Genomic DNA, 13,101 nt, shown 5'->3' with positions numbered 1-13,101 from the left:
TGCCCTGCTCTGAACGGGCAGGCGGCCGCTGTGCCGCGACGCTCCCGTTCCGCGATGTTGTCACGTTCCGGAGGTCCTGCCCGCTGTTGCGCTTGTTCGACAGTGCCCGTCTTCGGTGGCCCATGACGGCGGGCCGCGCGCGGCCGGCGAGGGCCGGAGACGCCGAGACTCATCCTGGGTATCTGATTTCAGTGGTGAGCCGTGCAGGATTCGAACCTGCGACCCACTGATTAAAAGTCAGTTGCTCTACCAACTGAGCTAACGGCCCACTAGGCGGCCTATCTAGAAAGAGGGGAGAGGGGGGTCAAGCCCCAATTGCACGGAATTTTCCGCTGTGGCTGGATTCGTCTGCGCGGGCGCTTTATATGCGCGGCCATGAGCGTTGCGCAGGATACCGGATTGCCCTTCATGAAGATGCACGGGCTGGGAAACGACTTTGTCGTCCTGGACGGGCGTGCGCGTGACGTGGAGGTGACGCCGGGGCTGGCGCGGGCCATCGGCGACCGGCATCGCGGGATCGGATTCGACCAGCTGGCGGTGATCCGCGAGGGTGCGGGCGATGCGCATCTGGAGTTCTGGAACAGCGATGGCACGACGGCCGCCGCCTGCGGGAACGCGACGCGGTGCATTGCCCGGTATCTGCTGGACGAGAAGGGCAAGGAAAGCCTGCACCTGACCACGGCGCGGGGGGATCTTCATGCCGTCGATGCGGGGGATGGGATGACCTCTGTCAACATGGGGGCGCCGTTCCTGGACTGGCAGGACGTGCCGCTGGCCGAGGAGATGGACACGCTGGAACTGCCCATCGAGGGCGGGCCGGTGGCCACGGGCATGGGCAATCCGCATTGCACGTTCTTCGTCGAGGATGCCGAGGCGATCCCGTTGGAGACTTTCGGTCCGCGGTACGAGCATCACCCGCTGTTTCCCGAGCGGACCAACGTTCAGGTGGCCAGTGTCATCGGCCCCGATCACATTCGGATGCGGGTGTGGGAGCGGGGCGTGGGATTGACGCTGGCCTCGGGGTCTTCGTCTTGCGCGGTCGCCGTGGCGGCGGCGCGGCGGGGGCTGACGGGGCGGGATGTGCGGATCGACCTGGATGGCGGCACGCTGCGGGTGGAGTGGCGCGAGGATGGCGTCTGGATGACCGGACCGACGATGCATGTCTGTGATGGGGTGCTGACGGCGGACTTCCTGAGGGCGGCGTCATGAGTGCGCCGGTCTTCACCACGCTCGGCTGTCGGCTGAACGCCTATGAAACGGAAGCCATGAAGGAGCTTGCCGGCGCGGTGGGGCTGGAGAACGCCGTTGTGGTGAACACTTGCGCCGTGACCGCCGAGGCGGTGCGCAAGGCGCGGCAGGAGATCCGCAAGCTGCGGCGCGAGAACCCCGAGGCGCGGCTGATCGTGACGGGCTGCGCGGCGCAGACGGAGCCCGAGACGTTTTCCGCGATGGCCGAGGTGGATGCCGTGATCGGCAACACCGAGAAGATGGTGCGCGATACCTGGGCCGGGCTGGCGGCGGACTTTATCGGCGAGACCGAGGCGGTGCAGGTGGACGACATCATGAGCGTCACCGAGACGGCGGGGCACCTGATCGACGGGTTCGGCACGCGGAGCCGGGCCTATGTGCAGGTGCAGAACGGGTGTGACCATCGTTGCACCTTCTGCATCATCCCTTACGGCCGGGGCAATTCGCGCAGCGTGCCGGCGGGCGTGGTGGTGGACCAGATCAAGCGGCTGGTGGATCGCGGATACAACGAGGTGGTGCTGACCGGTGTGGACCTGACAAGCTGGGGCGCGGACCTGCCGGCGGAACCCAAATTGGGCGATCTGGTGATGCGTATCCTGAAGCTGGTGCCGGACCTGCCGCGGTTGCGGATTTCGTCGATCGACTCGATCGAGGTGGACGAGAACCTGATGCAGGCCATCGCCACCGAAAGCCGCTTGATGCCGCATCTGCATCTGAGCTTGCAGCATGGCGACGACCTGATCCTGAAGCGCATGAAGCGGCGGCATTTGCGCGACGACGCGATCCGGTTTTCCGAGGAGGCGCGCAAGTTGCGCCCCGACATGACGTTTGGCGCGGACATCATCGCAGGCTTTCCGACCGAGACAGAGGCGGCGTTCGAGAACTCGCTGCGGCTGGTCGAGGAGTGCGGGCTGACCTGGCTGCATGTCTTCCCCTACAGCCCGCGCCCGGGCACGCCGGCGGCGCGGATGCCGCAGGTGGACGGGCGGGCGATCAAGGACCGGGCGGCACGGCTGCGGGCGGCGGGCGAAGCGCGCGTGGCGCGGCATCTGGATGAACAGCAGGGGCGGGTGCACCGGGTTCTGCTCGAGAATGCCCGGATGGGACGGACCGAGCAGTTCACGGAAGTGGCCTTTGGCACGGATCAGCCCGAGGGGCAGATCGTTACCGCGAAGGTGACCGGGCACGACGCGGCGCGGCTGACGGCGGACCCTGCTTTGTGCTAGTCTGAGGGCGGTCGGCCCTCGGGAGGCGCACATGCGGACGCAGGATGTTATCGAAAAGGCTGTTGAGGCCTATGCCGGTGGGGATAGCGCCACGCTGGATGCGTTGTTGGCCGAGGATTTGCGGTATCGGATCAACGGCCAGCCGGATTGCGGGAAATTCACCTGTGACGTGTCGGGCAAGGCGGCGTTCTATGACGCCGTGGGCGCGATCCTGGCGCGGTGGGAGATCACCGGCTACCGGATCGTGGACCTGATCGTGAGCGGCGAGCGGGCGGCGGCGCAGGTCGCGCATCATGCCACGCACAAGGGGACGGGGCGGCAGTTCGACACGCGTCTGGCGCTGTTCTTTGCCGTGAAGGACGAGCAGATCACCGAGATCGTGGAGTATCACGATACCGCCGCGCTGGCGCGGGAGCCGTGACGCGCCGCGATTGTGACGGGGACAATTCTTTGCTGGCCTTGAGCGGCGCCACCGCGACATGGTGAGCGTGAAGGAGACCCGCCATGCATCCCAACCCGATCTTTCGCCAGACGCCCGAGGCGCGGAACATCGCATTCGCGCGGGCGCAGGCGTTCGGGATGCTGGCGGTTGGCACCGAGGACGCTCCGCTGGTGAGCCACATCCCGTTCCTGTTGTCGGAGGATGGCGCGGTCGCGGAGTTTCATCTTGTGCGGTCGAACCCCATTGCGCGGGCGCTCTCCGCGCCTTTGCATGCGCGGCTGGCTGTGGTGGGGCCGTATTCTTATGTCTCGCCGGACTGGTACGGGGCCGAGGACCAGGTGCCGACGTGGAATTACGTTGCAGTGCACCTGGTGGGGGAGGTGGAATTGCGGCCAGAGGCCGAGCTGCGGGACCTTCTGGATCGGCAATCGGCGCATTTCGAGGATCAGTTGTTGCCGAAGCTCCCCTGGACATCCGACAAGATGACGCCGGACGTCATGGCGCGGATGATGCGGCAGATCGTGCCCTGCCGGATGCGGGTGGACGAGATCCACGGCACCTGGAAGCTGAACCAGAACAAGGCGGAGGAAGTGCGTCTGCGGGCCGCCGAGGCGGTGGAGGCGTCGGGCATGGGTGTTGACACCGGGGCGCTGGCGGCGCTGATGCGGGATGCAAACGGTTAGACCGCTGGACCGGGCGCTATCAAGGGCGTAGCGTCCGTAAAGACCGGAAGGATAGGAACGATGCAACTGATCTCTGCCAAACCGTCGCCCTATGTGCGCAAGGTGAAGGTGACCCTGATCGAGACCGGGCTGATCGACGAGATAGAGATGGTCGAGGTGTCGACCACGCCGGTGGCGACCGATCCGGCGGTGGCGGCGGCCAACCCGGTTGGCAAGATCCCGGCGCTGATCCGGGACGAGGGGCCGACGCTCTATGACAGCCGGGTGATCTGCCGCTACCTCGATGCGCGGGCGGGGACGAAGCTGTACCCGCAAGGGCGGATCTGGGAGACGCTGACGCTGGAGGCGACGGCGGACGGGATTTTGGATGCGGCGCTGGCGATGGTCTACGAGCGGCGGGTGCGGCCGGAGGACATGGTGTATGAGCCGTGGATCGAGGCGCAATGGGAGAAGGTCGCGCGCAGCGTGGCGGCGATCAACGCGCGGTGGATGAGCCATCTGCGCGGCCCGCTTGATGCCGGGCAGATCGCGGTGGGCTGTGCGCTGGGCTATCTGGATTTCCGGCTGGGTGACCGGGGGTGGCGCAAGGGGAATGACGCGCTGGACGACTGGTTCGCGGCGTTTTCCGAGCGCGACAGCATGAAATCCAGCGCGCCGGAGTGAGTCAGAAGATGAAATCGTCGGCGGCAAGCGGCGCTTCGAGGCCGGTGAAGATGATCGTGTCGCCATTGCCGAAGTCGATCAGCGCCTGATCGCCGGAATAGGTGATAAGCCCTTCGATGTCGGCGAAGGACGTGAAGCCGAAGCCGCCGATGCCGACCTGGTCGATGCCGGTCTCGAAATTGTCGATCACGTCGTTGCCGTTGCCCTGGATGAAATAGACGCTGTCCACGTCGCCGTCGTCGGTCAGGAAGATGAAATCGTCCCCTGTGCCGCCAAAGACGATATCGGCGCCTTCGCCGGTGTGGATGCTGTCGTTGCCGGCCTCGCCGTAGAGGTTGTCGTCGCCCTCGCCGCCAACGATCACGTCGTTGCCGCCATTGGCGATGATCACGTCGTTGCCCAGCCCGCCGAAGACGCTGTCATTTCCCGCGCCGGTTTCGATCGTGTCGTCGCCGGCGAAGCCGTAGTATCGCGAGCCATCGGCGGTATTGGTGTCGAAGATATGGTCGTCGCCTTTCGTTCCGTGCACCTCGCCGGGCAGGACGCGGCCTCCGGGTGCGCCATCGTGGCTGTCTTCGCCATCGGTGAAGTCGCCGGGCAGGTCGGGACGGCCGCCCAAGCTGAAAATGCCGTCATTGGGGGACTTCGTGCCGGTGAGGTCGTCGCTGGCACTGCCGAAGAACTGGAAGCTGTCGCGTTTCATAATGTGGTCCTCTGCGTTGAACATGATCCTGTGTCGGGTCGCAGAGCGGAAGCGTTCAAAGAAAGCGGCCCGGGGTGGAGAATCCCCGGGCCATTCCATGTGGTTCAGCTTAGCAGGCGTCGCAGCGGCGGGATGCGGGAAATGACCAATACATCGAGTGCGATCACCGCGATCAGGGTCAGGCCCGCCAGCGGGAAGGCCAGGGACACCAAAAGACCCACCAGCACGGCGCCGGACCAGAGCGGCATGTTGGACGGCATCGGCGGCGGGGCGAGGCGGGCGCTGCCGGATGGGCGGCGTTTCCACCACATCACCACCGCCGTGACGCAGAGCATCAGCACGGTCAGGCAGAAGGCGGTGTTGGCCAGAACGCTCCACAGGCCCAGCGTGCCCATGTGCAACGCGATGCTCACGGCCATGGCCTTGCCCGCGAGCGCGTAATCCTCGTAGCGGATATCGGCGAGGATCCTGCCGGTGTAGCGGTCCACATGCGTCGTGCGGTCGGTGGTGGGGTTCACGTCGTCGGTGTTCATCGAATCCCGCCCGAAGGTGTAGACGCCGGTTTCGCCTGCGGGCAGGTTCATCTGGTAGCGCCCGTCAAAGCCGATCCGGCGGGCGAGCGCATCCATGCTGTCGATATTGACCGGGGTGCCGGGGGCGAGGCCGTCGGTGCCGGCTTGGCTGCCCGAGGCCGGCAGGGGCGTCTGTTCCAGCACCCAGGGCACATCGGCGCGGCCGGCATTGAGGCTGGCATGGGTGGCGTCGGAAAGGGGGACGTTGTCCCATTTCTCGGCGGGGAACTGGCTCCAGGCCTGGACCATTTTCGCGCCCCATACACCCGTCCAAGAGAGGCCCGAAAGCAGGAAGAAGATCAGGATGATCGAGATCCAGAAGCCGGCTGCGCCGTGCAGGGAGCGCCAGCCGGCGCGACCTTTGCCAAGCCGGGGCAACAGAGCCTCGCGCCAGGTGCTGCCGCCGCGGGGCCACCACATGTATAGGCCGGTGGCGATCAGGACCATGCCGATGGAGGCGGCGATTTCCAGCATCCGGTCGCCGGTGACGCCCAGCATCAGGTCGCTGTGCAGGTTGTCGGCAAAGTCGTACCAGCCGCTGCGGCGCGGCCAGCTTTGGATGACCTGAGCCGTGTAGGGATCGACGGCGACCATTTGCGGGCCGGTGGTATCGTCGACGCGGAAGACGGCGGCGACATCGCCGGTGCGGGGCGCGATATATGCGCGCAACTCGCCGTCCGGGATGGCGGCGAGGGCGGCCTTGGCCTGATCCGAGACGGCGGTGGGGGCCTCCAGCGCGGTGACGGGGATACGCTCGCCGTCGCGGCCGTCAAGATGCGCGATCCAGAGCATCATCATGCCGGTGATGGCCAGAAGGGCGAAGAAGGGGATGACGTAGAGCCCGGCGTAGAAGTGCCAGCGCCATGCGGCACGGTAGAGTTTTTGCGGGTCATGCGCAGCCGTTGGGGCCGCGCCCATGGGGGTGGGATCGGAAACCATGAGGTTCTCCTTTGATATGAAGCAGTTGGGAAAGTGCAGTCAGATCAAAGGTATGCGGGAGGTGCGCGGGGGTGCGCCGGGGGGAAGCCGAGGCTCGGATGCGGCGCTGCCGTGTGATAGACGACGGCGTTGCGGTGGGTGGCGCGGATCGTATGTGCCGCGACGATCGGGGCGACGGCCGGATCGGCGGCCTTGGCATGGGTGACCCAGGGGCAAGGCACGTCCTGCGCCTCGACCGGGGTGCCGTTTTCATCGACGGTGATGCTGCGCTGGGCGTCGCCGGTACACAGAACGACGGTGATGCCGCCGGGCTGGAACTGGGGCATGGTGCCCGGCGCGAAGGACGAAAAGGCGGTGAAGACGGAAACGAACGCCCAGAGCAGCATCAGGCCGATGCTGCGTGTCGCGCCGGAGCGGGGAGGGCGTTTCGGTTTCATGTGGGGTCAATCGCGCGCCCCGGCGGGGGCGCGCCAGATCTTAGAAGCTGTAGCTGATGCCGACATTGACCGCGTGGGTCAGCAGGTCGGTGCTGAGTTTGCCGTCGGGCTGGCCGGGATCGCCGTCGATGGTGATGTCGTTCTCGGAATAGGTCATCTGATATTCGCCGAAGAGCGCCCAGCGGTCGGTGAAATTGTACTTGATGCCGGCGATGCCGCGCACCGCGACGCCGGTGTTTTCGTAGTCGTAGGTGCGGTTGGTGGCGCCCACAGCCAATGCGTCGACATGTGGGATGGCAACGCCGAGACCACCGCCGACATAGGGCGTGAAGCGGCCCTGGTTGAAGGCGCCGGGCCAGCGTTTCATGACGTTGGCGGTAAAGATGTTGTGGCCGTCCGACAGCTCGAACCGGGTGAGGCCGACGGCAGCGGCGTCGCCGGCGGGCATGTAGGCCTTGGTGTGCGTGCCCTCGAGCCCGAAGCCCCAGTTGGTGTCGGTCCAGTACATGGCGCGGCCGCCGTAATAGATGGGCGCGTCGAAAGGCTTGCCTTCCCAGCCGATGTTGCGGTTGAACGCGGCGCCACCGTTGGGCAGGACGCCACTGGCGGAGCTTTCGCTCGCGCCTTGCGCGCCAAGATAGAAGCTGAGCTCGATCTCGGCGGCGGCAGGGCAGGCCATGGCGAAGAGGGCAAACAGGGAAACTCGGACGGAATTCAGCATGATACGGGCCTTTTCAGCGACAGGTCGGGTCGCGCCGTGCTTACACCCGCTGTTCAGACGCCACAAGCGCGACACATGAGCGCCCTGGTCAAATGATTGGCATTGTGCACTGGACGCCTCAGTCATCGTTGGATAATAACCCGATTGACCGCGGCACGGGGAGTCGTCCGTTCGCCGCTTGCGGGAGTTTGCCGAGAAGGCTCAGACAGATTGGAGATTGGCTCGTGTCCCACGCAGAAGATCACGAAGGCACACGCAGAGATTTCATCTACTACGCGACCGGCGGCGCCGGCGCCGTGGCGGTCGGGGCAGCCGTTTGGCCGCTGATCGACCAGATGAACCCCTCTGCCGACGTTCAGGCGCTCAGCTCGATCCGGGTGGATGTCTCGGGCGTCGACCAGGGCTCGCAGCTGACGGTGAAATGGCTGGGCAAGCCGGTTTTCATCCGCCGCCGCACCGAGGCCGAGATCGAGGCCGCGCGTGACGTGGATGTCTCGAGCCTGCCGGACCCGATTGCCCGGAACGAGAACCTGCAGGGCGAGGCCGATGCCACCGACCAGAACCGCGCGCTGGACGAGACCGGCGAGTGGCTGGTGCAGATCGGCGTTTGCACGCACCTGGGCTGCGTGCCGCTGAGCAATGCCGGCGATTACGTGCTGGACAGCGGCGTGGGCGGTTGGTTCTGCCCCTGCCACGGGTCGCACTACGACACGGCGGGACGCATCCGCAAGGGACCCGCGCCGGAGAACCTGCCGGTGCCGGTGGCCGAATTCGTCGATGAAACGACCGTTAAGCTGGGATAAGGAATAACAACGATGGCTGGAATTCCTCACGACCATTACGAACCGAAAACCGGCGGTGAAAAGTGGCTGAACCGCCGCCTTCCCATTGTCGGTCTTCTGTACGACACGATCATGATCCCCACGCCCAAGAACCTGAACTGGATGTGGATCTGGGGCATCGTTCTGACCTTCTGCCTGGCGTTGCAGATCATCACCGGGATCGTGCTGGTGATGCACTATACGCCGCATGTGGATTACGCGTTCTCGTCGATCGAGCACATCATGCGCAACGTCAATGGCGGGCACATGATCCGGTACCTGCACATGAACGGCGCATCGCTGTTCTTCTTCGCGGTCTACCTGCACATCTTCCGCGGTCTCTATTACGGTTCCTACAAGGCCCCGCGCGAGATCACGTGGATCGTGGGGATGCTGATCTACTTGATGATGATGGGCACGGCCTTCATGGGCTACGTGCTGCCCTGGGGGCAGATGTCGTTCTGGGGTGCCACGGTGATTACCGGCCTCTTCGGGGCGATCCCGCTGATCGGTGAGCCGATCCAGACCTGGCTGCTGGGTGGTCCGGCGGTGGACAACGCCACGCTGAACCGCTTTTTCAGCCTGCATTACCTGCTGCCCTTCGTGATTGCCGCGCTGGTCGCGGTGCATATCTGGGCGTTCCACACCACGGGCAACAACAACCCCACGGGTGTCGAAGTGCGCCGCACCTCAAAGGCCGAGGCCGAGAAGGACACCGTTCCGTTCTGGCCCTACTTCGTGATCAAGGACCTGTTTGCGCTGGCCGTGATCCTGGCGGTGTTCTTTGCCATCGTCGGCTTCATGCCGAACTATCTGGGCCACCCCGACAACTATATCGAGGCCAACGCCCTGGCGACGCCGGCGCATATCGTGCCCGAATGGTATTTCCTGCCGTTCTACGCGATCCTGCGGGCGTTCACGTCGGAAGTGTGGGTGGTGCAGTTCGCATCGTTCATCACCGGCGGCATCATCGACGCCAAGTTCTTTGGCGTGCTGGCGATGTTCGGCGCGATTGCCGTGATGGCGCTGGCGCCCTGGCTGGACACCTCGATGGTGCGGTCGGGCCGGTATCGCCCGATGTTCAAGTGGTGGTTCTGGCTCTTGGCGGTCGACTTCGTCGTGCTGATGTGGCTGGGCGCGCGTCCGGCGGAAGAGCCCTACGCGACCTACTCGCTGATCGCGTCGGCCTACTGGTTCGCCTACTTCCTGATCATCCTGCCCCTGCTGGGCGTGATCGAGAAACCGTTGCCGCAGCCCGAGACCATCGAGGCGGATTTCGAGGCGCACAAGGCGGCAAGCGGCGGCACGGCCACCGTTGCCAGCCCGGCCGAGTAAGAGAAAGGACGAGGCAAATGTTCAAGACAGTCGCGATCAGCGCAGTTACCGCCCTGGCCCTTTCGACCGGCGGCGTGATGGCCGCGGGCGGCGAGGGCCACGTAAAGGACGTGGACTTCTCGTTCGAGGGGCCGTTCGGCAGCTTCGACCAGTTCCAGCTTCAGCGTGGCCTGCAGGTCTATACCGAGATCTGTTCGGCGTGCCACGGCCTGCAATACGTGCCGCTGCGCACGCTGGGCGATGAAGGCGGACCGCATTTCTCGGAGGCCGAGGTGCGCGCCTATGCCGAGAATTACGAGGTTTTCGACGAGGAACTGGATGATTTCCGCGCGGCACGCCCGGTCGACCATTTCCCTGGTTCGAACATGGAGAACGCGCCGGACCTGAGCCTGATGGCCAAAGCCCGCGCCGGGTTCCACGGGCCGGAAGGCACCGGGATCAACCAGCTTGTGAAAGGTATGGGCGGCCCGGAATACATCTATTCGCTGCTGACCAGCTATACCGGCGAGACCAAGGAAGAAGCCGGCACCACGTTCTATGAGAACGAGGCGTTCCCCGGCGGCTGGATCGCCATGGCGCCGCCGCTTTACGGTGAGGACGTGGAGTATGCCGACGGTCACGAGAACGACCTGAGCGCGATCTCCAAGGACGTCGCGGCCTTCCTGATGTGGACGGCGGAACCCAAGATGATGGACCGCAAGCAGGCGGGCCTGACCGGGGTGATCTTCCTGACGCTGCTGTCGGTGCTGCTGTACCTGACGAACAAGCGGATCTGGAAGCCGATCAAGAAGAAATACGAAAGCTGAACGACCGGCCTTCGCTGAGATATGGAAGCCCCCGTTGCGATGCAGCGGGGGTTTTTGCTTTGGGAGTGGGGATTGGCGATGCGCGCTTGCTGCGCCTCGATCCCGTGTAGGGTCGACGACTAACGCGGGAGCGGGTTCAGCGCCTTGTTGTAGGGCTTCCAGTCGGTGATCTCGGGGTAGTATTTCTCGCGCCAGCGGCGGACGCGGGGGTTCATCACCCGGCGCCAGAGCGGCGGGATCATCGCGGCCACTGTCATCACCGGGTAGCCATAGGGCAGTTGCGGCGCCTCGTCCTCGGAGTAGTTCTGCAGGAGCGGGAAGCGGCGGTTGGGCTTGTAGTGGTGGTCGGAATGGCGTTGCAGGTTGATCAGCAGCCAGTTCGACGCCTTCTGCGCGGCGTTCCAGCTGTGCTGGGGTTTGACGTGCTCGTACTTGCCGTCGCCCAGGTGTTTTCGGGTGAGGCCGTAATGTTCGACGTAGTTGACCAGCTCCAGCTGCCAGATGGCGATGAACGCCTGCCAGACAAAGAGCGCGAGGCCGATCCAGCCGCCGATGAGCGCGGCGAGGAGCAGCATGAAGGCCTGCAAGCCCCAGTATTTCCAGAACGGGTTCTTGAGGTCCCACCACGGCTTGCCCTTGCGGGCCAGCAGGGCCTTTTCGGCCTGCCACGACGACATCAGGCTTTCGCGCAGGACGCGGGGAAAGAAACGGTGGAAGCCCTCGTTGTAGCGCGCCGTCACCGGGTCGCGCGGGGTGCCGACATGGCGGTGGTGGACCTGCAGGTGTTCGGACCGGAAATGCGAGTAGAGCACCATCGACAGGAGCGCGTCGCCCAGGAAACGCTCGCCCTTGCCTTTCTGGTGCATGAGTTCGTGCGAGAAGTTGATGCCGACCGTGCCGGAAATCACGCCCATGCCGAAGAACAGAAGGATGGTTTCCAAAGCGTTCAGATGCGCGTCGCCGGGGCCGGTGGCGTACCAGATCATCCAGAAAAGCAGGCAGAACTGCACCGGCGGCCAGAGCACGGTGACGGCGGTGTACATGCGGATGTGCTGCTGGCGCGTTTCGGGGTCGAGATTTTCGAGCTCCAGCCCTAGCACGGCGTCGAGCGCGGCGAAGAAATACCAGGTGAAGAGCGGCAGCAGGAAGACCGTCCAGCCGCCCTGGGTGGCGCTGATGACGGCCAGCGGGACAAGTGAGAAGGCGGCCCAGAAGGGCAGCGCGCGCCGGAGGGTTCCGACCTTGTCGGCGGGAAGGTATTTGGGCGTGGTGGTCTGCATGGCCTTCACCTTTTTGCCCGCGATTGTAGCGTGATGCGCGGGTGCGGGACGATTGCGCAAATCGCCTCAGGACGTGTTCGCGGCGCAGTCTTGCAAGGGTTCGCGGGCCAAGTCAAAAACCTTGCGCATGACGGTGGGCAAGTCGGTCGGTTTGAAGGCGTGGGCGGGGACGAAGCGGGTGGTGTTGGAGGGACTGTCCGCGTCCGGGCCAAGGCAGGCAAGGGCGATTTTCAGGCGCAGGTGGAAATGGGTGAAGGTGTGGCGCGCCTCGGCGTCGAGCATCTGCCAGTCGGCATCCAGCGGCGGGGCGGGGGTGGGCGCGTCGGACCAGTCGCTGCCGGGCCAGCCGAGCATCCCGCCCAGAAGGCCGCTGTCGGGGCGGCGTTCCAGCAGCCAGGCGCCATCGGCGCGGCGTGCGACATAGGCGATGCCGAGCCGCGTGGGCTTGGCCTTTTTCGGGGTCTTTTTGGGCAGATCGACCTGCGTGCCATTCATGCGCGCGGCGCAGGGGGTGCGCCAGGGGCAGATGCCGCAGGCGGGACTGCGGGGCGTGCAGATGGTGGCGCCGAGGTCCATCACCGCCTGGGCATAGTCGCCGGGGCGGTCCCGGGGCGTGAGGGTTGCCGCGGCCTCGGTCAGTTCGGGCTTGGCGGCGGGCAGAGGGGTGTGGATGTCGTGGAGGCGGGCCATGACCCGCTCGACATTGCCGTCGACCACCACCGAAGGCTGATCGAAGGCGATGGCCGAGATGGCGGCGGCGGTATAGGGGCCGATGCCGGGGAGTTTTTGCAACTCGGCGGCGGTGCCGGGGAACCAGCCGCCATGGTCGGACGCCACGACGCGGGCGCATTTCAACAGGTTGCGGGCGCGGGCATAATATCCCAGGCCCGCCCATTCTCCCATCACCTGCGCATCCTCGGCGGCGGCGAGGCCGGTGACGGTGGGCCAGAGCGCGGTGAAGCGTTCGAAATAGCTTTTGACCGCGGCGACGGTGGTTTGTTGCAGCATGACCTCGGAGAGCCAGACGGCGTAAGGGTCCGGGCGCACCCCGGCCTTTTTCGCATCCGGGGGCACGCGCCACGGCATCTGGCGTGCGTGGCGGTCGTACCAGTCCAGCAAGGCCGTGCTCATCTCGGTGTCACGCATCTGTTATCCCGCCTTTGCCAGCTTTGCGTTTGTCGTTCATCCTCATACCCTCTACATTAGGGCGAGGAAACGGGAGGTC

The 13,101-nt window shown here is 65.2% G+C and carries 14 protein-coding genes and 1 tRNA gene; 8 read left to right on the top strand and 7 right to left on the bottom strand.

What is annotated here, in order from left to right; translation table 11 throughout:
- Positions 1-192 precede the first annotated feature (192 nt).
- Positions 193-268: transfer RNA gene (locus FIU85_RS10140), tRNA-Lys, on the bottom strand.
- Positions 269-375: 107 nt separating this feature from the next.
- On the opposite strand from FIU85_RS10140, the gene dapF reads away from it, so the two are divergent.
- The 5 genes from dapF (at position 376) to FIU85_RS10115 (ending at position 4,262) form a co-directional block, all read left to right on the top strand.
- Positions 376-1,209, top strand: a complete 834-nt coding sequence (gene dapF / locus FIU85_RS10135) for a diaminopimelate epimerase (protein ID WP_152496809.1) — start codon at positions 376-378, stop codon at positions 1,207-1,209.
- Positions 1,206-2,474: a tRNA (N(6)-L-threonylcarbamoyladenosine(37)-C(2))-methylthiotransferase MtaB gene (gene mtaB / locus FIU85_RS10130; protein WP_152496808.1), complete on the top strand. Its 1,269-nt coding sequence runs from the start codon at positions 1,206-1,208 to the stop codon at positions 2,472-2,474. Before dapF ends, mtaB begins: the two co-directional genes overlap by 4 nt.
- A gap of 31 nt (positions 2,475-2,505) precedes the next feature.
- Positions 2,506-2,895: a nuclear transport factor 2 family protein gene (locus FIU85_RS10125; protein ID WP_152490866.1), complete on the top strand. Its 390-nt coding sequence runs from the start codon at positions 2,506-2,508 to the stop codon at positions 2,893-2,895.
- Positions 2,896-2,978: 83 nt separating this feature from the next.
- A complete protein-coding gene (locus tag FIU85_RS10120; protein ID WP_152496807.1) occupies positions 2,979-3,599 on the top strand; it encodes an FMN-binding negative transcriptional regulator in 621 nt (206 codons plus the stop codon).
- Positions 3,600-3,659: 60 nt separating this feature from the next.
- Complete coding sequence (locus FIU85_RS10115; protein ID WP_152496806.1) at positions 3,660-4,262, top strand: glutathione S-transferase; 603 nt, start codon at positions 3,660-3,662, stop codon at positions 4,260-4,262.
- A 1-nt stretch (position 4,263) separates the two neighbouring features.
- Here the strand turns inward: FIU85_RS10115 and FIU85_RS10110 are convergent, their stop codons facing one another.
- The 4 genes from FIU85_RS10110 to FIU85_RS10095 form a co-directional block, all read right to left on the bottom strand.
- Complete coding sequence (locus FIU85_RS10110; RefSeq protein WP_172978859.1) at positions 4,264-4,965, bottom strand: calcium-binding protein; 702 nt, start codon at positions 4,963-4,965, stop codon at positions 4,264-4,266.
- Between the two features lie 104 nt (positions 4,966-5,069).
- The gene (locus FIU85_RS10105) at positions 5,070-6,476 is read right to left on the bottom strand and encodes a PepSY domain-containing protein (RefSeq protein WP_152496804.1); all 1,407 of its coding nucleotides are present in this window, start codon (positions 6,474-6,476) and stop codon (positions 5,070-5,072) included.
- Between the two features lie 44 nt (positions 6,477-6,520).
- Entirely contained in the window at positions 6,521-6,913 is a 393-nt protein-coding gene (locus FIU85_RS10100) for a hypothetical protein (protein WP_152496803.1), read from the bottom strand.
- Positions 6,914-6,953: 40 nt separating this feature from the next.
- The gene (locus FIU85_RS10095) at positions 6,954-7,634 is read right to left on the bottom strand and encodes an outer membrane protein (RefSeq protein ID WP_152496802.1); all 681 of its coding nucleotides are present in this window, start codon (positions 7,632-7,634) and stop codon (positions 6,954-6,956) included.
- Between the two features lie 224 nt (positions 7,635-7,858).
- Here FIU85_RS10095 and petA point away from each other — a divergent pair, with 224 nt between their 5' ends.
- The 3 genes from petA to FIU85_RS10080 are packed head-to-tail and all read left to right on the top strand — an operon-like array spanning position 7,859 to position 10,596.
- Complete coding sequence (petA, locus tag FIU85_RS10090; RefSeq protein WP_152490873.1) at positions 7,859-8,437, top strand: ubiquinol-cytochrome c reductase iron-sulfur subunit; 579 nt, start codon at positions 7,859-7,861, stop codon at positions 8,435-8,437.
- Positions 8,438-8,449: 12 nt separating this feature from the next.
- Complete coding sequence (gene petB, locus FIU85_RS10085) at positions 8,450-9,790, top strand: cytochrome b (protein WP_152490874.1); 1,341 nt, start codon at positions 8,450-8,452, stop codon at positions 9,788-9,790.
- Positions 9,791-9,807: 17 nt separating this feature from the next.
- A complete protein-coding gene (locus tag FIU85_RS10080; protein WP_152490875.1) occupies positions 9,808-10,596 on the top strand; it encodes a cytochrome c1 in 789 nt (262 codons plus the stop codon).
- Positions 10,597-10,715: 119 nt separating this feature from the next.
- Here FIU85_RS10080 and FIU85_RS10075 read toward each other — a convergent pair whose 3' ends face one another.
- Both FIU85_RS10075 and mutY read right to left on the bottom strand, forming a co-directional pair.
- A complete protein-coding gene (locus tag FIU85_RS10075; RefSeq protein WP_152496801.1) occupies positions 10,716-11,876 on the bottom strand; it encodes an alkane 1-monooxygenase in 1,161 nt (386 codons plus the stop codon).
- Positions 11,877-11,942: 66 nt separating this feature from the next.
- Entirely contained in the window at positions 11,943-13,022 is a 1,080-nt protein-coding gene (gene mutY / locus FIU85_RS10070) for an A/G-specific adenine glycosylase (RefSeq protein WP_152496800.1), read from the bottom strand.
- Positions 13,023-13,101: the final 79 nt, after the last annotated feature.

The sequence above is a fragment of the Roseovarius sp. THAF8 genome (assembly GCF_009363735.1).
Classification (GTDB): domain Bacteria; phylum Pseudomonadota; class Alphaproteobacteria; order Rhodobacterales; family Rhodobacteraceae; genus Roseovarius.
Note: the sequence above shows the minus strand (reverse complement) of the source record. Positions and strands in the feature narration are given on the sequence as shown.

Coding starts and splice junctions, on each gene's coding strand:
- dapF (WP_152496809.1), top strand. CDS start 376: ATGAGCGTTGCGCAGGATACCGGATTGCCCTTCATGAAGATGCACGGG.
- mtaB (WP_152496808.1), top strand. CDS start 1,206: ATGAGTGCGCCGGTCTTCACCACGCTCGGCTGTCGGCTGAACGCCTAT.
- FIU85_RS10125 (WP_152490866.1), top strand. CDS start 2,506: ATGCGGACGCAGGATGTTATCGAAAAGGCTGTTGAGGCCTATGCCGGT.
- FIU85_RS10120 (WP_152496807.1), top strand. CDS start 2,979: ATGCATCCCAACCCGATCTTTCGCCAGACGCCCGAGGCGCGGAACATC.
- FIU85_RS10115 (WP_152496806.1), top strand. CDS start 3,660: ATGCAACTGATCTCTGCCAAACCGTCGCCCTATGTGCGCAAGGTGAAG.
- FIU85_RS10110 (WP_172978859.1), bottom strand. CDS start 4,965: ATGAAACGCGACAGCTTCCAGTTCTTCGGCAGTGCCAGCGACGACCTC.
- FIU85_RS10105 (WP_152496804.1), bottom strand. CDS start 6,476: ATGGTTTCCGATCCCACCCCCATGGGCGCGGCCCCAACGGCTGCGCAT.
- FIU85_RS10100 (WP_152496803.1), bottom strand. CDS start 6,913: ATGAAACCGAAACGCCCTCCCCGCTCCGGCGCGACACGCAGCATCGGC.
- FIU85_RS10095 (WP_152496802.1), bottom strand. CDS start 7,634: ATGCTGAATTCCGTCCGAGTTTCCCTGTTTGCCCTCTTCGCCATGGCC.
- petB (WP_152490874.1), top strand. CDS start 8,450: ATGGCTGGAATTCCTCACGACCATTACGAACCGAAAACCGGCGGTGAA.
- FIU85_RS10080 (WP_152490875.1), top strand. CDS start 9,808: ATGTTCAAGACAGTCGCGATCAGCGCAGTTACCGCCCTGGCCCTTTCG.
- FIU85_RS10075 (WP_152496801.1), bottom strand. CDS start 11,876: ATGCAGACCACCACGCCCAAATACCTTCCCGCCGACAAGGTCGGAACC.
- mutY (WP_152496800.1), bottom strand. CDS start 13,022: ATGCGTGACACCGAGATGAGCACGGCCTTGCTGGACTGGTACGACCGC.